We start from the raw sequence: 22,031 nt of genomic DNA on the forward strand, positions 1-22,031 counted from the left end.
AGAGTGAGACGAATTTCATAAAGGTTACGCTGGACCGGACCACAAATCACCCACGAATGTCCGGAAAAGAGGCCGGAGCGAACGTGGATTTAAGCCATCCGATCGAAACTGGGATGCAGACGTACCCGGGCGACCCCGACGTGGCAGTCCGTAGCCACGCTGCACACGACGCCGACGGGTACAGGGTGTCGTCGCTGGAGCTGGGCAGTCACACGGGGACGCACGTCGACGCCCCCTCGCACGTCCTCCCCGATGGGAAGACCCTCGATGCATACCCCCTCGACCGGTTCGTCTTCGACGCCGTCCGCGTCGACTGCCGGGACCTCGGGCCGCGGGAGCCGGTTCCGCCGGAGCGCATCCCCTCGGCCGACGCCGACTGTGTGGTGCTGTGGACCGGCTGGGACACACATTGGGGAACCGAGCGGTATCTGGATCACCCCTACCTCTCCCCCGTCGCCGCCCGGGCCTGCGTCGATCGCGGGCTGGCGGTCGCCTCCGACACCCTGAACCCCGATCCGACCCCGACCGACGCGGCCGGGGACGACGAACCCGACGGGCTCGTGGCCCACCACGCGCTGCTGGAAGCCGACTGCCTGATACTCGAGAACCTGACCGGTCTCGACGCGGTCGCGGACCGCTTCGAGCTCCGGGCGTATCCGCTGGCGACGCGCGGCGACGGCGCCCCCGTCCGGGCGGTGGGCGTCGTCTGATACTGTCGGCTATAACTACGTGAAAATTTTCGACACCCCGGGGTGTCGAAATCGTTCACGCGACTATAGCCGACAGTATGAGCCCCCGACCGGCCCCCTGTCGGTTCCGACGCACGACCGACCCGGTATGGTCGGGTCGCCGGCGGCGATCAGTACCCGGAACAGGTATGCCACCATTTAATAGCCGCGGCGAGTGTAGGATCGGTATGCTGCACACGCAGGGACCGCTGCTCTCCATCGACGTGGGGGCCCGCGAGACCATCACCGAGTCGGTCGACGACGTCCTCGCCGACTTCGTCGGCGGGCGCGGCGTCGCGACCGCCCTCGCCCACGATCGGATCCCGTTCGACGCCGACCCGCTCGGCCCCGAGAACAGCCTCTTTTTCGCGACCGGCCCGATGCAGGCCTCCCGGATGTCGTTCACCGGCCGGATGAACTGCACGGGCGTCTCGCCGCTGACCGACGGCCTGTTCTCCTCGAACGCCGGCGGCTTCCTCTCCCGGAACTTCGTCGGCGCCGGCAACGCCGTCGTGGAGGTGACCGGCGAGAGCGACGAGTTACTGGCGGTCCACGTCCGCGAGGACGGCGTCACCTTCGAGGAGGTGCCCGAACTGGCGGGCGCGGAGGTGCCCGACGTCGTCTCGTATGCCGCGGCGGAACACGACCTCGCTGCCGAGCACACGGCGTGTATCGGCCCCGCCGGCGAGAACGGTGTCCGGTTCGCGTCGATCATGACCTCCGAGTCGCGGGCGTTCGGCCGCGGCGGCCTCGGCGCCGTGTTGGGCGCGAAGAACGTCAAACTCCTCACCTTCGACGGCGACGCCGACCTCCCGGTCGAGATCCCGCCGGTCCAGATGGAGGTCCACAGCGACGCCGCGACCGACGACCACATCATGAAGCGGCAGGGGACCACCTCCGTCACCGACCTCGCCAACGAGAGCGACGCGCTACCGGCCTACTACTTCGCCGAGCAGTCCTTCGCGGGTGCCGAGGGGATCAACGGCGACCGCGTCGAGGAGAAGAAGTACAAGAAGGGCACCTGCTCGCAGTGTGCGTTCGCGTGCAAGCTTCCGACCCGCGACGAGGCCACCGGCGTCGAGACCGAGGGCCCCGAGTTCGAGACGGTGATGTCGTTCGGCAGCAACTGCGGGGTCGACGACATCGTCGACGTGATGCGGGCGAACGAACTGTGCGACCGGTTCGGGCTGGACGTCATCTCCTGCGGTGACGTCGTCGCGGGCTACCTCGAAAGCGAGGACGCCTTCGGCGACGCCGACCTGGTCCGGGAGACCGTCGAGAGGATCGCCTTCCGCGAGGGCGTCGGCGACACGCTCGCGGAGGGCATCGACCGCGCCCACGAGGAACTCGGAATCGACAACTGGACCGTCAAGGGCCTGGAGTTCCCCGCCCACGACGGCCGCGCGCTCAACGGCCAGGGGCTGTCCTTTGCGACCGCAAACCGCGGCGCGGACCACATGTACGCCACCTTCTACGCCTACGAGTACCCGCTCGTCTCCCAGGAGCAGGCGTTCGACCCCGACGGCCTCGATTCGGCGAAAGCCGAGAAGCTGGTCGAACTCGAAAACCTCCGTGCGCTGGAGGACTGCGGCGTCGTCTGCCGGTTCTCTCGGGACTTCATGACGCCGGACCGCTTCGAGCAGCTGTTCGAGGCCGACTACGAGTCGCTGCTCGACGTCGGCGGCCGGATCGTGGAGCTCGAGCGGCACTTCAACAACCAGCGGGGGTTCTCCCGGGCGGACGACCGCCTCCCCTACGAGATCGAGGGGCTGGAAGCGGCGCTCGATTCGTACTACGACACCCGCGGGTGGAGCGACGAGGGCGTCGTTCCGAGCGTCGACGGCGCGTCGAGTGCGGCCGCGGACTGACAAAATAGCTGACAGTTCTCGGCTCTGTTTGGGCAGATACCTAAATATGGCGAACGGTGACGTAGAGTCCCCGGAAGCCCCCGCCGGCTCGACTCGGGGGCCTCGGTGCGGTCCTCGTCACTCACTCCGTTCGTTCCTGCGGTCCTACCGTCGGCCACCTTCGCCGAGCCGGCGGCCCCTTCCAGTCCCACCCGCCGGTGGTGTTCTAATCGGCCATCGCGTGTCTGAACGTTGGCGAAACCGCCAGTCCGGGGCTACAGGTAGCCTTCGGTCGCCAGCCGGTCGACGGCCTCCCGGAGCCGCTCCTCGCTGGCGGCGTAAGAGATCCGCGCGTAGCCCGGCGACCCGAACGCCGACCCCGGCACGGTCGCGACGTGGGCGTCCTCGATCGCGCCCGCACACCACGACTGGTCGTCATCGTCCACCGGGAGCATCATATAGAACGCGCCGTCGCCGACGGGGACGTCGACGTCGTGGTCGGCGAAGAGATCCGCGAGCATATCCCGGCGCTCCCGGAAGGCCTCGCGCATCTCCGTGACGGCCTCGTCGGTGTTTTCGAGCGCCTCGACGCCGGCGTGCTGGACGAAGTTGACCGCACACGAGACCGAATGGGAGTGGAGTTTCGCCGCCTGCGACACCAGCGACTCGGGGGCGTGGAGGTAGCCCAGCCGCCACCCGGTCATCGAGTACGCCTTCGAGAAGCCGTTGATCGTGACCGTCCGGTCTTCCATCCCGTCGAACGCCGCGAGGCTGGGCTGGTCGACGCCGTAGGTGATCCGCTGGTAGATCTCGTCGGAGATCACGGTGATGTCGTGCTCGACCGCGAGGTCGCGGACGCCCTCGAACGCCGCCTCGGTGTAGACTGCGCCGGTCGGGTTCGACGGCGAGTTCACGACCAGGAGTTCGGTGTCGTCGGAGACCGCCGCCGCGAGGTCGTCGAGGGCAGGCTCCAGTTGGAAGTCGTAGGGCGCGGTGTCGACGCGGTTCAACGACCCGCCGGAGAGCTTCGCCATCGCCTCGTAGGACACCCACGCGGGGTCGAGCAGGACGACCTCGTCACCGGCGCGGGACGACGTCCCGCCGGCTGACGAGCCTCGCTCGTCAACGCCGTCGATCAGCGTCTGGAACGTCTCGTAGAGCGCCTGCTTCCCGCCGGGGGTGACGATGACCTCGTCGCTTTCGGCGTCGATGCCGTCGCCCCGGAGCTTCTCGGCGATGGCCTCCCGGAGTTGTGGGATCCCGTTCGAGGGGGTGTACCCGGTGTGGCCGGCGTCCATCGCCTCTTTCCCGGCTGCAACGACGTTCTCCGGCGTGGGGAAGTCGGGTTCACCCACCGAGAGGTCGACCACGTCGACCCCCGCTGCCTCCAGCTCGCTCGCCTTGTTGCTGATTGCCAACGTCGCGCTCGGCTCGACCCGCTCGACGCGGGCCGCGAAGTCGAAACTCATTGTAGCGTCTCCACCAAATCGACCGCGGCGTTTACCGCTTCCGCACCTTTGTCGATGCGCTCCCGCGCTTCGGCCCCGCTCTGTCCCGGCCCCGAGACGCCGAAGGTGACCGGCACGTCGCGGTCGAGGCTGATCTCCGTGAGCGCACTCGCGGTGGCGTCGGCGATCACCTGATCGTGGTCGGTGTCGCCGGTCACGACGGCGCCGACGACGGCCACCGCATCGATGTCGCTGCGGCGCGCCAGCCGGTCGGCCGCGAGCGGCGCGTCGTACACCCCCGGTACCGGGAGGGTCTCGCCGATCGTCACGCCACGTTCCCCGGCGGCATCGCGCGCAGCCGTCGCCATCCGCTCGGTGACCGAACCGTTGTACTGGGCCACCACCAGCCCGAGTCGTGTCATACCGAAGCGGTTCCCCCGGGAGCCCAAAGAGGTATCGGCAGTTCCCGACGTTCGGTACCGCCGCCGACGGTTGCGACCCGCCGCATCGACAAACACAAGAGTTGTAACGGCGTGGTGGCCAACGGACGACAATGAGCCCTGACGGGGGTCACCCCGACGATCCGCCCTCCACCGGGGACGCAGACGGTCCCGCCGTGCCGTCAGCGGCCGACGACGCCGGCGGCTTCGCTGCGGACGCCCGCGACGACGACCCCACCGGATCAGCCGGCCCCGACGCCGACGCGACGCGCGCCAGCGACGCTGCCGCTCCGAGCGACGGCCCGTCCTCGGTCGTCGACGTCGCGCTCCCCTCGGACGCCCGCCGTCGGCTCCTGGCGGGCCTTCTGGGGATCACGGCCGTCGCGCTCGCGCTCCGGCTCGTCGCCCTCGGCGGCCGGATCTTCCACTGGGACGAGGGCCGGGTCGGCTACTGGATCCTCCGGTACCACGAAACCGGCGTCCACTCGTATCGCCCGATCGTTCACGGCCCGTTCCTCCCGATCGTCAACGACTGGCTCTTCGCGTTCCTCCCGGTTTCTGACTTCGCGGCGCGGCTCCCGGTCGCCGTCGTCGGCGGCTTGGTCCCCCTCGTGGTGTGGCTGTTCCGCGAGCGGCTCCGGCGGACGGAACTCCTCGCCCTGGCGGCGTTGCTCGCGCTGAACCCGATCGCGGTCTACTACTCCCGGTTTATGCGGAACGACGTCCTGGTGGCGGTGTTCGCGGTCGCCGCGCTGGGGTTCGTGGTCCGCGGCTTCGACACCGGGCGGCTCCGGTACGCCTTCCCCGCGGCGGCGTCGCTCGGGTTAGCGTTCACGACGAAGGAGAACGCGATCCTCTACGTGCTCTGTTTCCTCGGTGCGGGCGCGGTGCTTGCGGACCACCGACTGCTCGCGGCTCGCGCCCGCGGGGAGTCCGCGTCGACGGTCCTTGCCCGGTGGCGTGCGGGGACCACCGACCGACTCCTGAGACACGGCCCCTCCGTGCGGGCGTCGCTACAGCGGGTCGGCGTCGTCGCGGTCGGGTCTCTCGCGCTGTTCTTCGGCGTCGTGTTCTTCTTTTACGCGCCGCGTCCGGACCTCTGGCAGGCGCTTTCCTCGCCCGCACAGCTCCCCGGGGTCGTCGACGCCGGCACCGTCGGGGCCGCCGAGAAGTTCGTCGACACGTGGGCTTCCGGGAGCCACCAGGACCACCCGTACCTCCCGTACCTGGGTGACCTGGCCGAAACCCTGGCGTACGGCGCGCCCGCCGTTGTCGCGTTCGGGGTCTTCGGGATCGTCGTCGACCGCTACGGGGTCCGCGGAACCGGCCCCCGGGAGTTCGTGACGTTTGCGACCTACTGGGCGGCGGCGTCGCTCGTCGGCTACCCGATCGCGACCGACATCCAGGCGCCGTGGGCCGCAGTCCACGTGATCGTCCCGCTGGCGATCCCCGCCGCGGTCGGCGTGGCGTTCGTGGTCGACGCCGCGGGGGAAGCGGTCGCCGCCCGGGACGCGGTGAGCGTCGGCCTCGCCGCGCTCGTGGTGCTGTCGGCACTCGGCGGCGCGGCCGCGGCCAACGCCGCGTACTTCAACTCCACCGACGAGGCCGACAAGCAGGTGCTCCAGTGGGCCCAGCCGTCGAACGACCTGAAGCCCACGGTCCAGGTGGTCGGCGAAGTCGTTGCCGAAAACGACGACGGTCCCGACGTGCTCTTCGTCGGGTCGCGTCCGCCCGGCGGCGACGGCGAGACGTTCTACGTCCGCAACGAGTCGTCGCTGAACACCGCGCCGCCCGGCGGCCCGGCGTGGCACGACCGGCTCCCGCTGCCGTGGTATCTGGAACGGTACGACGCCGAGATCACGAGTACCGACCCGGACGAACAGCGGGACGCGGCGCTGTCGGACCCACCGCCGGTGGTGATCACGAAGGACTACGACCGGACCGAGACCGAGGCGGCGCTGTCGGGGTACACCGCCTTCGAGCACAACTTCCGGCTGTGGAACGACCGGGTGGTGGTGTTCGTCGAGACCGCGGAGCTCCAACGGGTCGCACCCGAGCGGGTGCCGGAGACGGGCGGCGGCTGACCGGCCCACCGCCGAACCCACGACAGTCGGCAACCTTTATTCGGTCGCCAGGGGTACCGATGCCCGTGACCGTTACCGTCCCAGGACCCACGCTCGGCGTCGTCGGCGGGGGCCAACTCGGCCGGATGCTCGCCGAGGCGGCCGCCCCGCTCGGCGTCGAGGTGGTCGTCCTCGATCCCACCCCGGACTGCCCCGCGGCGCCGGTCGCCCGCGACCAGATCGTCGGTGACTTCGACGACCCCGACGCGTTCGCCGAGTTCGCGGCGCGCGTCGACGCCGTCACCTTCGAGATCGAACTCGCCGACGCGGACCTGCTGGCCCGGGTCGCCGACGAGCACGGCGTCCCCGTCGATCCCGCCCCGGAGACGCTACGGACCATCGAGGACAAACTGGTCCAGAAGCGCACGCTCGCGGACGCCGGGATCCCGGTCCCGCCGTTCCGGCGGGTCGACGACGCCGACGACCTCCGCGACGCCCTCGCGGAGTTCGACGCGGTGATGCTGAAGGCCCGCACCGGCGGCTACGACGGCCGGGGCAACGTCCCGGTCTCGGACCCCGACGACGCCGAGGCAGCGATGGACGCGGTCGGCGGCCCTGCGATGGCGGAGGCGTTCGTCGACTTCGCGCGGGAGTTGTCGGTGATCGCGGTCCAGGGCGACGGCGAGGTCCGCACGTTCCCGGCGGGCGAGAACGTCCACGAAGAGGAGATCCTGCGGGAGACGATCCTCCCCGCGCGGACGACCGAGGCGGTTCTCGAACGCGCCGAGGGGGTCGCCCGCGACGTGCTCGACACCCTCTCGGGACGGGGGGTCTTCGGGATCGAACTGTTCGAGACCCGGGATGGGGAGATCCAGGTGAACGAGATCGCGCCGCGACCCCACAACTCCGGGCACTGGACGATCGAGGGCGCGCGCACCTCACAGTTCGAACAGCACGTCCGTGCCGTGCTCGGGTGGCCGCTGGGCTCGACGCGGCTTCGGTGTCCCACGGTGATGACCAACCTCCTCGGCACCGTCGACGAGCCCCGACCCGCCCGGCTCGGCAACGTCGAGGCCGTCCTCGGCGACCCGAACGCGTCGCTGCACTGGTACGGGAAAGCCGAGGTGCGGCCGCTCCGGAAGATGGGCCACGTCACCGTCACCGGCGACGGGGAGCGGGACCGCGATGCCAACCCTCTCGCGCACGCGAGAGAGCTCCGCGAGGCGGTACGCTTCGAGCACCCGGACGAATGACCGGCGACGCGAGCCACGCATACGATGACTGAGTACACCACAGACGGCGACGCCGACGTGACCGTACAGGACCTGATCGACCGACTCCACGAGGAGGCCGACCTCGAGTTCTCCGCCGCCGACACCCCGGATGTCGGGATCATCATGGGGTCGGACTCCGATCTGGACACGATGTCCGGCGCCCACGACGCCCTGGACCGCCTGGACTTCGCAGAGCAGACCGACCTCCGGGAGCCGCCCGAGTCGCGGTTCACCTACGAGACGTACGTCGTCTCCGCCCACCGGACGCCGGAACTGATGTACGCCTACGGCGAGACCGCCGCCGACCGCGGCCTCGACGTGGTGATCGCGGGCGCGGGCGGAAAGTCCGCGGATCTGCCGAACATAACCGCCTCCATCGCGTACCCCATCCCCGTGATCGGGGTCCCCGTGCAGGAGAAGTCCGTCGACTCGGTGATCGGGATGCCCACCGGCGCGCCGATCGTCGCGGTCGACGCCGGCAAGTCGTTCAACGCCGCGCTGTCGGCCGTTCAGATCCTCTCTCGCGAGCACGGGGAACTCCGCGACCGGCTGGACGAGTACCACGACGCCCTCGTTTCGGACGTCGCCCGCGACTCCCGGGACCTCCACGACCTGGGTGTCGATGGCTACCGCGAGCGCCGCGGGGAGTGATACTGTCGGCTATAGTCCCGTGAGGGGTTTCGACACCCCGGGGTGTCGAAAACCTTCAGGTAGTTATACCCAACAGTATGAGTTCCCGGATCCGGGGGTTCCCCCGGTTCCGACCCGCCCGGACCGCGACCACAAATCAACGCTTATGAGGTGCCACCTCTAAGCGCCACGTACAAGGAGACCACCGAATGAGTGAATGGATCGCAATCGGGGCTTTAGGGCTCGTCGCGGTCGGCATCCCGCTGGGGATGATGGCCGTCTCGGCGATACTCCGCCCGGGGGTCCCCGAACAAGGAAAACGCGCCACCTACGAGAGCGGTGAGATCCCGACCGGCACGGCGCGCGTCCAGTTCAACATCCAGTATTACATGGTCGCGCTGCTGTTCGTCGTGTTCGACGTCGAGACCGTTCTCATCTTCCCGTGGACCGTGATCTACCGGTCCGCGCTGAGCCAGGGGGTCGCCCTCTCGACGGTGCTGTGGCCGATGCTCGCGTTCGTGGGCATCCTCGTCGTCGGCCTGGTGTGGGCGTGGCGCAACGGCGCGGTCGAGTGGGTCAAAAGCCCGCTTGCGAACCGCCAAAAGACGGAACGAAACGCATGAGCAGCCAACGAGAAACACCATTCGTCACGGACGACTCGCACGTACAGACCGACACCCGGGACGCCCGGATGACCGGCGGCGGCGCGGACAACCGGTTCAACTCGAAGCTCCGGCAGGCGTTCGGCTCCTCGCCGTTCATCCTGACGAAGTTCGACCAGTTCATGAACTGGGTTCGCGGGTCGTCGATGTTTATGCTGCAGTTCGGCATCGCCTGTTGCAGCATCGAGATGATGCACACCTACTCGGTGAAACACGACCTCGACCGGTTCGCCGCGGGCGTCCCCCGCGCGTCGCCCCGGCAGGCCGACGTCATCATCGTCCCCGGGACGATCGTCTCGAAGTTCGCCCCGCGGATGAAACGGGTCTACGACCAGATGCCCGAGCCGAAGTTCGTGGTCGGGATGGGGTCGTGTACCATCTCCGGCGGCCCGTTCCAGGAGGGGTACAACGTCATCAAGGGCGCCGAGGAGGTCATCCCCGTCGACATCCACGTCCCCGGCTGTCCCCCGCGTCCGGAAGCGCTGATCTACGGGGTCGCGAAACTCCAGCAGCGCATCGCGGAGGGCGAGTCCAGCCCGGTGACGGTCAAGCCCTACGAGCTCGAACAGTTCGACGACCTCGAACAGGACGAGATCGTCGACCAGCTCGCCGACCAGATCGACGAGGAGGACCTGGTGATGCGGTACAACTGGGCTGATTCGCCATGAGCACGCTGAGACGTTCCTGCTCGCCGGACGGCTGCGCGGTCGCCGGCGCTGTTAGCGCCGGCTGTAAGAGGGATCTTCGATCCCTCTCTGGCTGCGACTCATCTACTCACGCTCGACACCGGAGGTGTCTCGCGTGAGCCTCGAAGAGCCGACCCCCGACGACGGCGCCGTCGAGACCCTCCCGACCGGCGGCGACGAGATCGCCGACCTGCTCGGCGACCTCGTCGTCGGCCGCGAGGAGCACCTCAACGCCCCCGGGTTCGTGATCCGCCCCGACGACGTCCAGGAGACGCTCCGGCGCCTCCGCGACGAGGCGGGCTTCGATCACCTCTCGTGTGTCACCGCCGAGGAGCGCGAGGACCGCTACGAGTCGATCTACCACCTCACCAGCTTCGACGACCGACAGCGCGAAGCCAGCGTGGTCGTCCCGACGCCGAAGTCCGACCCGACGAGTCAGACGGCAGAACCCGTCTTCCGGACGGCCGACTGGCACGAGCGGGAGGCGTACGACCTGATCGGGATCGACTACGAGGGACACCCCGACCTGCGTCGGATCCTGCTGCCCGACACCTGGCAGGGCCACCCGCTCTCGCAGAACTACGATCAGGACCGGCCGCAGATCGTGACCCTCAAAGAGTGGGAGAACCCGCTGGCCGACGACCACCGTGAGGAGGAAGGGGACACGATGTACATCAACATCGGCCCGCACCACCCCGCGACCCACGGCGTGCTCCACGTCAAGACCGTCCTCGACGGCGAGCAGGTCGTCGACGTGGATCCCGACATCGGCTACCTCCACCGGTGTGAGGAGCAGATGTGTCAGACCAAGACCTACCGGCACCAGATCATGCCGTACCCCGACCGGTGGGACTACGCCTCCTCCGGCCTCCTCAACGAGTGGGCCTACGCCCGCGCGGCGGAGGACCTCAACGACATCGACGTTCCGGAGTACGCCCAGGTCATCCGGACGATGGGTGCGGAACTCTGCCGCATCTGCTCGCATATGCTCGCGGTCGGGACGTTCGCCTTGGACGTCTACGGCGACTTCACCGCAATCTTCATGTACGCGATGCGGGATCGCGAGAAGGTCCAGAACATCTTAGAGGAGCTCACCGGCCAGCGGATGATGTTCAACTACTTCCGGTTGGGCGGCGTCGTGTGGGACCTGCCCGAACCCCGCGAGGAGTTCTTCGAGATGATCCGGGACTTCCTCGACGACCTGCCGGAGGCCTTAGAGGAGTACCACGACCTCATCACCACGAACGAGATCCTCCAGTCGCGGACGATCGATACCGGCGTGCTGCCGCCGGAGGTCGCGAAGTCCTACGGCGCGACCGGCCCGGTCGCCCGCGGGTCGGGGATCGACTACGACCTCCGCCGGGACGACCCCTACGGCTACTACGACGAACTCGAATGGGACGTCGTCACCGAGGACGGCTGCGACAACTTCAGCCGGCTGCTCGTCCGGCTCCGGGAGGTCGAGGAGTCCGCGAAGATCATCGAGCAGTGTGTGGACCTGCTCGAAGACTGGCCCGAAGAGGAACGGACGATCCAGTCGAACGTCCCGCGCACGCTGCGCCCCGACGACGACGCGGAGATCTACCGCGCCGTCGAGGCCGCGAAGGGCGAACTCGGCATCTACATCCGCGCGGACGGCACCGAGGAGCCCGGCCGGTTCAAGATCCGAAGTCCGTGTTTCTCGAACCTCCAGACCCTCCCCGAAATGAGTAACGGGGAGTACATCCCCGATATGGTCGCGTCGCTGGGCAGCCTCGACATCGTGCTCGGCGAGGTGGATCGCTGATGGGCCCGCTCCAGTCGCAGGTGTTGCTCCCCGAGCGAATCGCCGGGCTGCTGGGGCTCTCCGGCACCGTCGGGCAGATCGTCGGCGGCCTGATCGGCGCGTTCATCATCGCGAACCTGCTCTTGGTCCAGACGGCGGTCGCCGGCCCGTGGGCCAAACGGAAGATCACCGCCGCGTTCACCGACCGGATCGCGGTCAACCGCGTCGGGCCGTTCGGGCTGTTCGTGATCGTCGCCGACGCGGTCCGGCTGCTCTCGAAGGAGCTCGTGATCCCGCAAGGCGTCGACCGCCCGGCGTACGACCTCGGGCCGCTTCTGGTGCCGTTCTCGGCGCTGCTCGGCTTTGCGGTCATCCCGATGGGCAACGGGATCCACCTCGCGGATCCGGAGACCGGGCTGGTGTTCGCGTTCGCCGCGTCGTCGATCGCCTCCCTGGGACTGGTGATGATGGGGTACGCGTCGAACAACAAGTACTCGCTTCTGGGCGGCCTCCGGGCGATCGCGTCGAACATCGCCTACGAGATCCCGCTTATCATCACCGCGGCGTCGGTGATCATCTTCACCGGGTCGTTGCAGATGAGCGAGATCGTCGCCCAGCAGACCGAGCCGCTGCTGGTGCTGGGTGGCGTCACGATCCCGCAGTGGTTCGCGTTCGTCAACCCCTTTGCCTTTGCGCTGTTCGTGATCGCGAACCTCGCGGAGGTCGGCCGCAACCCCTTTGACGTGCCCGAGGCCCCGACCGAGATCGTTGCGGGCTATCAGACCGAGTACTCCTCGGTGTACTTCGTGTTGATCTACCTCGGGGAGTTCATCCACATCTTCCTCGGCGGCGCCCTGGCGGCCACGCTGTTCCTCGGCGGACCCGCCGGGCCGTTCCTGCCCGGCTTCGTCTGGTTCACGATCAAGATCTGGGCGTTCTACCTGTTCACCCAGTGGGCGCGGTCGGCGGTGCCGCGCATCCGCGTCGATCAGTTCCTCGACGTCGGGTGGAAGGGGATGCTCGTGCTCTCCTTCGCGAACCTGGTGCTCACGGCCGTAATCGTGGGAGTGATAGCATGATCGGCGTACTCAAATCGATGGCAACGACGATGAAACACGCATTGGACGGGGAGACGTTCACGGTGGAGTATCCGGACGTCGCCCCCGAAGTCAGCCCCCGGTTCCGCGGGGTCCACAAGTTCAGCCAGGAGCGGTGCATCTGGTGTCGGCAGTGCGAGAACGTCTGTCCCAACGACACGATCCAGATCGTCCAGGACGACAAGCGGAACGGCGAGCAGTACAACCTCCACATCGGGCAGTGCATCTACTGCCGGCTGTGCGAGGAGGTGTGTCCGGTCGACGCCATCCTGCTCACCCAGAACTTCGAGTTCGTGGCCGACACCAAAGACGACTTCGTGTACAACAAAGAACAGTTGAAGAACGTCCCCTGGTACAAGGACATCGACCCGCTCAACTCCAGAGAGCCCGACCGCGACGCGTGGATCGGCGAGGGGACGGGCGAGGTCGACTACCAGTAGCAGGCGCGGCCCGCCCGCGCCTCACGATCACACGACGGCGGTGACGGTGCACGGGATCGGCCGCCGATAACGCCGGGTTCGGCCCCGCTACGGGCGTGACCGCCCGCTCGGGGACTTCTCGAAATCTTCAAAGGGGTTCCTGAAGGAGACACATACAATGGTGTACGAGACTATCGCGTTCGCGCTGTTCGCCCTCGTGACTGTGGGCTGCAGCCTCGGCGTCGTCCTCGTGCGGGACATCTGGCACTCCGCACTCCTGCTCGGGGGGGCGCTGTTGAGCGTCGCGGTGCACTACGTGATGTTACAGGCGGAGTTCCTCGCCGCGATGCAGATCCTCGTGTACGTCGGGGGGGTCCTCATCCTGATCACGTTCGCCGTGATGCTGACGCGGACTCAACCCGAGGTGAGTAGCGCATGACAACCAAGCCCGAACTCAACCTGGGCTCGCACCTGCTGCCCGGGCTCGCGGCCGCCGCCCTGTTCGCGGTGATGGCGGCGACAATCCTGTCGGCGTCGTTCCCGGAGCCACAGGGGTTCCCGGAGGGCGCGAACATTACCGCCAGCATCGGCTACGCGATGTTCAACCTCGACCTCGGCGACGTCCCCGGCGAGAGCTTCCTGGTCGCGTTCCTCGTGATCGCCGTCACCCTCGACGTGGCGCTCGACGGCGCGGTCCACCTCGCGACGCGGGAGACCGACGAGGGCCGGACGCTGCTCACAGACGGCGGGCGGGAACTCAAACGCACCCTCTTCGGGGGTGACGACTGATGGTCCCGCCGGAGTACTACCTGCTCCTGTCGGCGGCGGTGTTCTGTATCGGGCTGTTCGGGATCCTGACCCGCCGGAACGCCCTGTTGTTCCTGATGTCAGTCGAGCTAATGCTGAACGCCGCGAACATCAACCTCGTGGCGTTCTCGCTCGTGTGGGGGAACGTCACCGGCCAGACCTTCGGGCTGTTCACGATGGCGCTCGCGGCCGCGGAGGTCGCGATCGGGATCGGGATCATCCTGGTACTGTACCGCAACTTCGACGGCGTCGACGTCACCGACGCGACGACGATGAGGTGGTAAGATGGTGGGAATCTTCGACTTCGCGCCCGCGATCGTCCTCCTGCCGTTCGTCTCGTTTCTGGTCGCCCTGGCAGTCGGCGACAACCTGCCGAAGGGCGGTGCCCTCGCGGGGATCGCCGCGACCGCCGGCTCTCTCGTCTTGGCGATCGGGACGGTCCTCGCCGTCGCCGGCGGGCGGACCTACGACGCGACCATCTACACCTGGGCCGAGGGGCTCGAGGCGGTCGACCTCACCTTCGGCGTCCTGATCGACCCGCTGTCGGCTTTGATGCTACTCATCGTGACGCTCGTCGCCTTCCTGGTCCACGTCTTCAGCCTCGGCTACATGAACGACGAGGACGAGACGGGGCTGCCGCGGTACTACGCCGGCCTCGGACTCTTCACCGCGTCGATGCTCGGGTTCGTCGTCGCCGACAACCTGCTGATGGCGTTCATGTTCTTCGAGCTCGTCGGCCTCTGTTCGTATCTCCTGATCGGCTTCCACTTCCGGGAGCCGGGCCCGCCGAGCGCGGCGAAGAAGGCGTTCCTCGTGACCCGGTTCGGCGACTACTTCTTTCTCGTCGGCGTCGTCGCCGTCTTCGGGACGTTCGGCACGGCGGCGTTCGTCGGCAGCGAGTCGTTCCCCGCACTCGCGGAGGCGGCGCTTCGCGGCGAGACGACGGTGAACACGTTCGGGTTCGCCCCGCAGACGTGGTTCACGATCGTCGGCCTCCTGATCCTGGGGGGCGTGATCGGCAAGTCCGCGCAGTACCCGCTGCACACCTGGCTGCCCGACGCGATGGAGGGCCCGACGCCGGTGTCGGCGCTCATCCACGCCGCGACGATGGTCGCCGCCGGCGTCTACCTCGTCGCCCGGATGTACGGGTTCTACGCGATCTCGCCGACCGCGCTGGCGATCATCGCGTTCGTCGGCGGGTTCACCGCCCTCTTTGCGGCGACGATGGGGCTGGTCAAACGCGAGATCAAGCAGGTGTTGGCGTACTCGACGATCTCCCAATACGGGTATATGATGCTCGCGCTGGGTGGCGGCGGCTACATCGCTGCGACCTTCCACCTGATGACCCACGCGTTCTTCAAGGCGCTCCTGTTCCTGGGTGCCGGTTCGGTCATCATCGCGATGCACCACAACGAGGATATGTGGGATATGGGCGGATTGAAGTCGGAGATGCCCGTCACCTACTACACCTTCCTGTCGGGTTCGTTGGCGCTCGCGGGGATCTTCCCCTTTGCCGGCTTCTGGTCGAAGGACGAGGTGCTCTACGAGACCCTGCTCCACGGCCTCGACGGCGACCCGATCCTGCTTGCGGCGTACGCGATGGGGCTCGTGGCGGTGTTCTTCACCGGCCTCTACACCTTCCGGATGGTCTTCCTGACCTTCCACGGCGACGCCCGGTCCGGGACTGCCGAGGACCCACACGGCGTGCGGTGGAACGTGAAGCTCCCGCTCGTCGTGCTCGGGGTGCTCGCCGCAGTCGCCGGGTTCGTGAATATGGTACCAGTCAAGAAGGTGACGGGGTTGGAGATCGACTACCTCCACAAGTGGCTCGAACACGGCTACGCGGGCCTGACGGTCGAACACTACAGCACGTTGCTGCACGACTTCCCGCACTACGGCTCGGCGGGGCTGGAACTCAGCCCGCTGGGCCCGGGTGCGGTGTCGCTCGGGCTCGCCCTGGCCGGCGCCTTCGTGGCTCACCGGCTGTACAACGTGCCCGAACCGGTCGAACACACCGACAAACTCGGTGAGATCAAAACGGTGCTCTACAACAACTACTACCAGGACGAGTATCAGGTCTGGATCGCGAACGGCCTCGCGCGGCCCCTCGCTCGCGCGGCGAACAAGTTCGACGGCGGCGTCGTCGACGGCGTCGTCAACGGCGTCTCGGGCGTCAGCCTCTTTTCGGGCGACCGGATCCGCCGGATCCAGACGGGCGTGGTGAGTAACTATGCCGTTCTCCTCACGCTCGGGCTGACCGCGCTGATCCTGGCGTTCGGCCTCCTCGGGGGGTGGTTCGTGTGATCATCGAAGCCCTCATCGCGGTCACGTTCCTCTCGGCGCTGGTCGTCTTCGTCGCGCCCGACGCCTACGCGGCCAAGCTGGCGGCGGCGCTTTCGGTCCTCCCGATCGTCGGAAGCCTCCGGATGTGGGCGGCCTACGACGCCGCCGGCAACGCCCTGCTCGGCGGCGAGATCGCCTTCGAGACCGACTTCGTGTGGCTGACCGTCGGGGGGCTCGACCTCCACTGGTTCGTCGGCGTCGACGGGATCAGTCTCCCCTTGGTGGTGCTGACGACCGTGCTGACGACGCTCGCGATCGTGAGCGCGTGGACGCCCATTTCCGACCGAGAGTCGCAGTTCTACGGGCTGATGTTGCTTATGGAGGCGAACCTGCTGGGGGTGTTCACCGCGCTTGACTTCTTCGCGTGGTTCGTCTTCTGGGAGGCGGTGTTGGTGCCGATGTACTTCCTGATCGGGGTGTGGGGCGGGCCGAACCGCCGGTACGCCGCGATCAAGTTCTTCGTCTACACCAACATCGCGTCGCTCGTGATGTTCATCGGGTTCATCGCCTTGGTCTTCGGGCTCGGCGACTCGGTGTCGTCGCTGCGGCTGCCGGAGATCGCCCAGGCGCTGCGGGCGGGGGAACTCGCCGGCTTCGCCGGCCTCGACGCCGCGACCCTGAAGACGGTCGCGTTCGTCGCGGTCTTCATCGGCTTCGCGGTGAAGGTGCCGGTCGCGCCGCTTCACACCTGGCTGCCCGACGCCCACGTCGAGGCGCCGACGCCGGTGTCGGTGCTTCTCGCGGGCGTCCTCCTGAAGATGGGGACCTACGCGCTGCTGCGGTTCAACTTCACGATGATGCCCGACGTCGCGACCGCCCTTGTGGTCCCGATCGCGGGGATCGCGGTGATCAGCGTGATCTACGGCGCGCTGTTGGCACTTGCTCAAGAGGACCTCAAGCGGATCGTCGCGTACTCGTCGGTGTCGTCGATGGGCTACGTCATCCTCGGGCTGGTCGCGTACACGACCTACGGGGTCGGCGGCGCGACGTTCCAGATGATCGCCCACGGCCTCATCTCGGGGCTGATGTTCATGGCGGTCGGCGTGATCTACAACACGACCCACACCCGGATGGTGGGCGATATGTCCGGGATCGCCGACCGGATGCCCGTCACCGCCGGGATCTTCGTCGCCGGCGCGTTCGGATATATGGGCCTGCCGCTGATGGCCGGGTTCGCGGGCGAGTTCTTCATCTTCAAAGGCTCCTTTGCGTCGACGGTCCACTCGGCGATGCCGCTTTTCACCGCCGCGGCGATGTTCGGCATCGTGATCGTGGCGGGTTATCTCCTCTTTGCGATGCAGCGCACGCTGTTCGGCCCGTTCAGCTTCGACGGCGACTACGACGTCGCCGAGGCGCCGTTCCACGACGTCGCGCCGCTTGCGGTGCTACTGCTGCTGACGATCGTACTCGGCGTCGCGCCCGACCTCTTCTTCGGGATGATCCAAGAGGCGGTTAACCCGATCCTCACGGGAGGTGGGCTGTGATGTACGAAGCGCTCCTGCTCCAGTCCGAGACGGTCGCCGCCTGGACCGCCCTGCTGCCGGCGATCCTGCTGGCGCTGACCGGGCTCGTCCTGCTGGGGATCGACACCCTGTGGCCCGAGGAGCCGAGCAACGCGATGCTGGCCGGCGTCGCCGCCGCGGGGTCGCTCCTCTCGTTTGCGGTCACCGGCTGGTTCCTGGTCGCCGGCACCGGCCAGGCCCGGACCGGCGGCGCGATCCCGCTGTACGGCGACGCCCTAGTCGTCGACGGGATGAGCCTCTTTTTCACGCTCATCTTCACCGTCGTCACCGCGATGGTCGCGGTCGCGGCCTACGACTACCTCGAAGAGCAGTCCCACCGCGCGGAGTTCTACTCGCTGACCCTGTTCGCGGCGACGGGGATGGCGGTTATGGCGACCGCGAACTCGCTTGCGACGGTGTTCATCAGCCTCGAACTCGCATCGTTGCCCTCGTACGCCCTGGTCGCGTTTCTGAAAACCGACCGCGGGAGCGTCGAGGCCGGGTTGAAGTACTTCCTCATCGGCGCGGTCTCATCTGCCGTACTGGCGTTCGGCATCAGCCTGGTGTACGCCGTCACGGGGTCGCTCGTGCTCGGTGACGTCGCGGGGGCGATCGGCAACCCCGAGATGGCCGGCGTGCTCGGCTTGGGCGTGCTGATGATCCTCGGCGGGTTCGCGTTCAAAACCGCGTCGGTGCCGTTCCACTTCTGGGCGCCGGAGGCCTACGAGGGCGCGCCAGCGCCCATCTCGGCGTTCCTCTCGTCGGCCTCGAAGGCCGCCGGCTTCGCGGTCGCGTTCCGCGTGTTCGTCGAGGCGTTCCCCTTGGGAGCGGTGCCCGCGGGCGTCGACTGGGTGCTCGCGTTCCAGGTGCTCGCGGTCGTCACGATGACGCTCGGCAACTTCGCGGCGGCGACCCAGGAGAAGGTCAAACGAATGTTAGCGTACTCCTCGATCGGGCACGCGGGCTACGCGCTGATCGGGTTGGCGGCGCTGACTGCCGGCGGCCCCAACGGGGACGTGCTGGGGGCGTCGATGGCGCATCTCCTGGTCTACGGGTTCATGAACACCGGTGCGTTCCTGTTCATCGCCCTCGTCGAACACTGGGGCGTCGGCCGGACGTTCGAGGACTACAACGGGCTGGCGTCGACCGCCCCGATCGCGGCGGTCGCGATGACGGTCTTCATGTTCAGCCTCGCGGGTCTGCCGCCGTTCGGCGGGTTCCTCTCGAAGTACGTGCTGTTTTACTCCGCGATCGAGGCGGGGTTCTGGTGGCTCGCCGCGGTCGGCGCGGTCAACAGCGCGCTGTCTTTGTTCTACTACAGCCGCGTGGTGAAGGCGATGTGGATCGAGACGCCCGCCGCGGACTTCGAGATCGAGAGCCGGCCGGTTGGACTCTACGCCGCGGTGCTTTTCGCCGGCGTCGGGACGCTGCTGCTGCTCCCCGGGTTCGGCCCGGTTATCGAGACGGCCCAGACCGTCGCCGCGACGCTGTTCTGAGGGCGTCGGCCGCCTTCCTCGCGACGACGTGACTCCGATGCCCCACCCGAAAGGAAACACATTTAATCGCGCCACCGATACGGACTGGTGGAGGGCCGGTAGCTCAGTCCGGCAGAGCGTCTGGCTCTTAACCAGACGGTCGCGCGTTCAAATCGCGTCCGGCCCGCTTCTGTTGCGAACGACAGTGAGCAACGAAGTGGCTACGACGTGATTTGAATGCAGGGAGGTCGCGCGCAGCGAAGCGAGCACGTCCGACCGTGCGTTCAAATCGCGGGGGGACTTCTCAGAGGGGGCCTCGTGCGTCTCGTCGAGCAGCTCCGTCAAAAGACAAAAGAACGCTGATATGTCTCAGCCGTCACACGAGAAACTGGATCGGGAGCATTGCGGAAGAAGCCAACACCTCTAAAATGCGTGCGGGCGTGGTGTGTAAACAAAGGTTGGTTAGTCTGAGGTAAATCGGCTGTAGCGTCACGATTTCGGACTTTTTTCCCGTCAGCGTAGGTTTGACGGCTGACGACAATGTCAGAAGCATATATACCCGAATTTTTTACAGTCTGACAATATTGCCACTAACTGACTGCTTTGTTTTATAGTCGAAAAACTGGAAGATAATCCGAAGGAGTGTAATTATGAAATATACCTGAAGAGGATCCGACTTCGTTGAGGACTTTCTTCCGATCTCTCTCGAATACATCCGGGAGGATCATATCCCAGATCAGGAGTGAACATAGATTTAGAACAATCGTACCAATTGAGCGGGTGGAACGTGATGCGTGTATGTTGTCGCCCCTCTGCTTTGCTATCACTCTTGTAAGATGGTTCGTCTCCCCTAACTCCTCGTAGACGCGACTCTCGACCCCTTGAAATGTTCCCGTGAGCACATCTGTATTGTAGCGATCAAGCTGGTTGATCTGGTCAATTATGCTCCCTACCTCCTCGGAAGATCCAAACTCTCTCCATATCTGTATTTTTTTATGAATATTCGGATTTTCGCCTTTATTTAATTGATTTTCGCCATCATACCAAGTTACATCAACATCAGCTGTCAGTTCACCGGTTTCTGAATCAAGATCTGAGCACCTAGTTGCTATCAACCCCTCCAAAACGGAGAAACCCATCGTAGAAGCTATTCGATCAACAAATAAATAATTTCCAAAAATTAGAGGATCGAAGGAAGCTGCTAGCTGGAATAACAGGAGGTCAGATGGAATCTCTTGATCCTCAACTCTCTTATTCATTATTAAATGAAGTATCTTCGCTCTCCTCATAGTAGAGACCTTGAGAGCGACCAAATCCAAGAAGTCGCCCATTGAAGAGTTCAGTTTCCTCGGAAGACGTTGTTGCGTAGTTGATGCGAATGCGGCCGTCCAAGCCCAATACTGTATATGATCCAAAGTTTGTGGATTCTCCGGCGAATTAACAACAAGATCTGTCAAAATCCGAGCAAGCTCTCTAAGCTCTCCAAGAGACAATTCATAAATTTCGGCTCTATCATCGAGAATCCCTAATCTATAGCTAAATCTCTGTAACTCGCCCTTGTCTATTTCTCTATTTGAAAGGGATACGGCTGAGTCTTTTACAAATTCAGTAACGCGTGAATCAAATTTCTCGATCCGATCAGCTTCCATATTGATCTCCAGTTGTCAGATTTAAAAAGCTCCGGCGTTATATATAATGTTGCATACGGAGGATAGAAACTCTCAATACCAGATTCAGGCTCCGGCTCGGGGCTATCTTCTATAAATACATTCTATCTACAGCCACTTTCTTTTCTGTCTCTCCCGGCGCTGCGCCGCCGGCGACGCCTCGCCGCGGTAGTGCTCGAGGAACGCCTCTAAGTCGCTCCAACCTCCCCAAAGCAACGCGACTTGCTCGTCGACGTCGGCGTTCGCGAGCGCGCCCGCCTAGGTCCGACGCAGGTCGTGAAACGACAGGAACGTCCAGCGCTCGTTGCCGGTCTCCTCGGCGAGTGGGTGGGCAGCGTTGGTGACCCACCGCTGGAGCGTCCGGGTTGACCGGTCGGCGGAACGAGCAGCGAGACTGTCGGCTATAGCCCCGTGAGGGATTTCGACACCTCGGGGTGTCGAAAATCTTCACGTATAGTAGCGTTTGCAGGTCTTCGCTCACTCGATCGCACGACGGCGTGCGATCGGACGTGCAACCAGCTGCAAACGCTACTATAGTTATCGCCAACAGTATGACTAAACGTATTTACTGACCCGACGCGTCTCCACATAGCGTGCTCCCCTTGGGACATCTCGGCGCCGCGTATCTCCTCTATTTCGGATACGCGGTGGTCCGGTCGCGGCGCCTCCCCGCCCGCTGGGCGCTCCTCCCGGTTGCGGTCGGGAGCCAACTTCCGGACGTGATCGACAAGCCGCTGTCGTACTGGCAGGTCCTTCCGTCCGGCCGCTCCGCGGGTCACTCGGCGTTCACGTTCCTCATCGTCTGTCTGGTCGTCTGGCAGGTCACGGGGCGTCTCCGGGGCCGATGGCCCGCCGATAGCTGGCAGGAACACCTCCGAGCGACTACGCCGGTTGCGTTCCCGATAGCGTACTTCAGTCACCTGATCGGGGACTCCTATACGTACTTCCTCTCCGGGAACCTCTGGAACGCACGATTTCTGCTCTACCCGTTGTACGTCGTCCCGTATCCCGTCGACACCGAAGTCGCTCCGTGGACCCGACTCCTCGCGATCTACGGGAACACGGAGACACATCCGCAAGGTGCGCTACTGCTCGTGGCGCTACTCGTCTTCGTCGGGATCCGGTTCTGGAACCGGTGGAAACAGCTCCGAGCAACTGATCCCGATACCTGAACCGTA

The 22,031-nt window shown here is 65.8% G+C and carries 20 protein-coding genes and 1 tRNA gene; 18 read left to right on the forward strand and 3 right to left on the reverse strand.

Annotated features, from left to right (window positions below; genetic code table 11):
- Positions 1–56 precede the first annotated feature (56 nt).
- On the forward strand, positions 57–710 hold the full coding sequence (locus H5V44_RS03005; RefSeq protein ID WP_185191635.1) for a cyclase family protein: 654 nt from the start codon (positions 57–59) through the stop codon (positions 708–710).
- Between the two features lie 206 nt (positions 711–916).
- Positions 917–2,596: an aldehyde ferredoxin oxidoreductase family protein gene (locus tag H5V44_RS03010; RefSeq protein WP_185191636.1), complete on the forward strand. Its 1,680-nt coding sequence runs from the start codon at positions 917–919 to the stop codon at positions 2,594–2,596.
- Positions 2,597–2,850: 254 nt separating this feature from the next.
- Here the strand turns inward: H5V44_RS03010 and H5V44_RS03015 are convergent, their stop codons facing one another.
- Positions 2,851–4,044 carry a pyridoxal phosphate-dependent aminotransferase gene (locus tag H5V44_RS03015; RefSeq protein ID WP_185191637.1) on the reverse strand — a complete coding sequence of 398 codons (1,194 nt, stop codon included), beginning with the start codon at positions 4,042–4,044 and terminating at the stop codon, positions 2,851–2,853.
- Positions 4,041–4,445 carry a 6,7-dimethyl-8-ribityllumazine synthase gene (gene ribH / locus H5V44_RS03020; protein ID WP_185191638.1) on the reverse strand — a complete coding sequence of 135 codons (405 nt, stop codon included), beginning with the start codon at positions 4,443–4,445 and terminating at the stop codon, positions 4,041–4,043. Before ribH ends, H5V44_RS03015 begins: the two co-directional genes overlap by 4 nt.
- Before the next feature lie 131 nt (positions 4,446–4,576).
- Here ribH and H5V44_RS03025 point away from each other — a divergent pair, with 131 nt between their 5' ends.
- From H5V44_RS03025 to H5V44_RS03095, 15 genes are all read left to right on the forward strand, one after another.
- On the forward strand, positions 4,577–6,547 hold the full coding sequence (locus tag H5V44_RS03025; protein ID WP_185191639.1) for a flippase activity-associated protein Agl23: 1,971 nt from the start codon (positions 4,577–4,579) through the stop codon (positions 6,545–6,547).
- Between the two features lie 65 nt (positions 6,548–6,612).
- Positions 6,613–7,779 carry a 5-(carboxyamino)imidazole ribonucleotide synthase gene (locus H5V44_RS03030; protein WP_185191640.1) on the forward strand — a complete coding sequence of 389 codons (1,167 nt, stop codon included), beginning with the start codon at positions 6,613–6,615 and terminating at the stop codon, positions 7,777–7,779.
- A 24-nt stretch (positions 7,780–7,803) separates the two neighbouring features.
- Complete coding sequence (gene purE / locus H5V44_RS03035) at positions 7,804–8,451, forward strand: 5-(carboxyamino)imidazole ribonucleotide mutase (RefSeq protein WP_185191641.1); 648 nt, start codon at positions 7,804–7,806, stop codon at positions 8,449–8,451.
- A 188-nt stretch (positions 8,452–8,639) separates the two neighbouring features.
- Positions 8,640–9,053, forward strand: coding sequence for an NADH-quinone oxidoreductase subunit A (locus H5V44_RS03040; RefSeq protein ID WP_185191642.1), 414 nt, complete (start codon positions 8,640–8,642; stop codon positions 9,051–9,053).
- The gene (locus tag H5V44_RS03045; RefSeq protein ID WP_185191643.1) at positions 9,050–9,760 is read left to right on the forward strand and encodes an NADH-quinone oxidoreductase subunit B; all 711 of its coding nucleotides are present in this window, start codon (positions 9,050–9,052) and stop codon (positions 9,758–9,760) included. Before H5V44_RS03040 ends, H5V44_RS03045 begins: the two co-directional genes overlap by 4 nt.
- 133 nt (positions 9,761–9,893) lie before the next feature.
- Positions 9,894–11,564: an NADH-quinone oxidoreductase subunit D gene (locus H5V44_RS03050; protein ID WP_185191644.1), complete on the forward strand. Its 1,671-nt coding sequence runs from the start codon at positions 9,894–9,896 to the stop codon at positions 11,562–11,564.
- Positions 11,564–12,622: a complex I subunit 1/NuoH family protein gene (locus tag H5V44_RS03055; protein ID WP_185191645.1), complete on the forward strand. Its 1,059-nt coding sequence runs from the start codon at positions 11,564–11,566 to the stop codon at positions 12,620–12,622. The genes H5V44_RS03050 and H5V44_RS03055 overlap by 1 nt, the downstream gene beginning before the upstream one ends.
- Positions 12,619–13,080, forward strand: coding sequence for a NuoI/complex I 23 kDa subunit family protein (locus tag H5V44_RS03060; RefSeq protein ID WP_185191646.1), 462 nt, complete (start codon positions 12,619–12,621; stop codon positions 13,078–13,080). The genes H5V44_RS03055 and H5V44_RS03060 overlap by 4 nt, the downstream gene beginning before the upstream one ends.
- A gap of 157 nt (positions 13,081–13,237) precedes the next feature.
- A complete protein-coding gene (locus H5V44_RS03065; RefSeq protein ID WP_185191647.1) occupies positions 13,238–13,498 on the forward strand; it encodes an NADH-quinone oxidoreductase subunit J in 261 nt (86 codons plus the stop codon).
- Positions 13,495–13,848: a proton-conducting membrane transporter gene (locus tag H5V44_RS03070; RefSeq protein WP_185191648.1), complete on the forward strand. Its 354-nt coding sequence runs from the start codon at positions 13,495–13,497 to the stop codon at positions 13,846–13,848. Before H5V44_RS03065 ends, H5V44_RS03070 begins: the two co-directional genes overlap by 4 nt.
- Positions 13,848–14,150 (forward strand): NADH-quinone oxidoreductase subunit NuoK, encoded by a 303-nt coding sequence (nuoK, locus tag H5V44_RS03075; protein ID WP_185191649.1) that lies wholly within the window; start codon positions 13,848–13,850, stop codon positions 14,148–14,150. Before H5V44_RS03070 ends, nuoK begins: the two co-directional genes overlap by 1 nt.
- A gap of 1 nt (position 14,151) precedes the next feature.
- On the forward strand, positions 14,152–16,170 hold the full coding sequence (nuoL, locus tag H5V44_RS03080) for an NADH-quinone oxidoreductase subunit L (protein WP_185191650.1): 2,019 nt from the start codon (positions 14,152–14,154) through the stop codon (positions 16,168–16,170).
- Entirely contained in the window at positions 16,167–17,693 is a 1,527-nt protein-coding gene (locus tag H5V44_RS03085) for an NADH-quinone oxidoreductase subunit M (RefSeq protein WP_185191651.1), read from the forward strand. The genes nuoL and H5V44_RS03085 overlap by 4 nt, the downstream gene beginning before the upstream one ends.
- Positions 17,693–19,207, forward strand: coding sequence for an NADH-quinone oxidoreductase subunit N (locus H5V44_RS03090; protein ID WP_185191652.1), 1,515 nt, complete (start codon positions 17,693–17,695; stop codon positions 19,205–19,207). Before H5V44_RS03085 ends, H5V44_RS03090 begins: the two co-directional genes overlap by 1 nt.
- Before the next feature lie 92 nt (positions 19,208–19,299).
- A tRNA-Lys gene (locus H5V44_RS03095) sits at positions 19,300–19,373 on the forward strand.
- Between the two features lie 421 nt (positions 19,374–19,794).
- Here H5V44_RS03095 and H5V44_RS03100 read toward each other — a convergent pair.
- The gene (locus H5V44_RS03100; protein ID WP_185191653.1) at positions 19,795–20,835 is read right to left on the reverse strand and encodes a hypothetical protein; all 1,041 of its coding nucleotides are present in this window, start codon (positions 20,833–20,835) and stop codon (positions 19,795–19,797) included.
- Positions 20,836–21,446: 611 nt separating this feature from the next.
- Here H5V44_RS03100 and H5V44_RS03105 point away from each other — a divergent pair.
- Complete coding sequence (locus H5V44_RS03105) at positions 21,447–22,025, forward strand: metal-dependent hydrolase (protein WP_185191654.1); 579 nt, start codon at positions 21,447–21,449, stop codon at positions 22,023–22,025.
- The last annotated feature ends 6 nt before the right edge of the window (positions 22,026–22,031 follow it).

This window comes from Halobellus ruber, assembly GCF_014212355.1.
GTDB lineage: Archaea > Halobacteriota > Halobacteria > Halobacteriales > Haloferacaceae > Haloquadratum > Haloquadratum rubrum.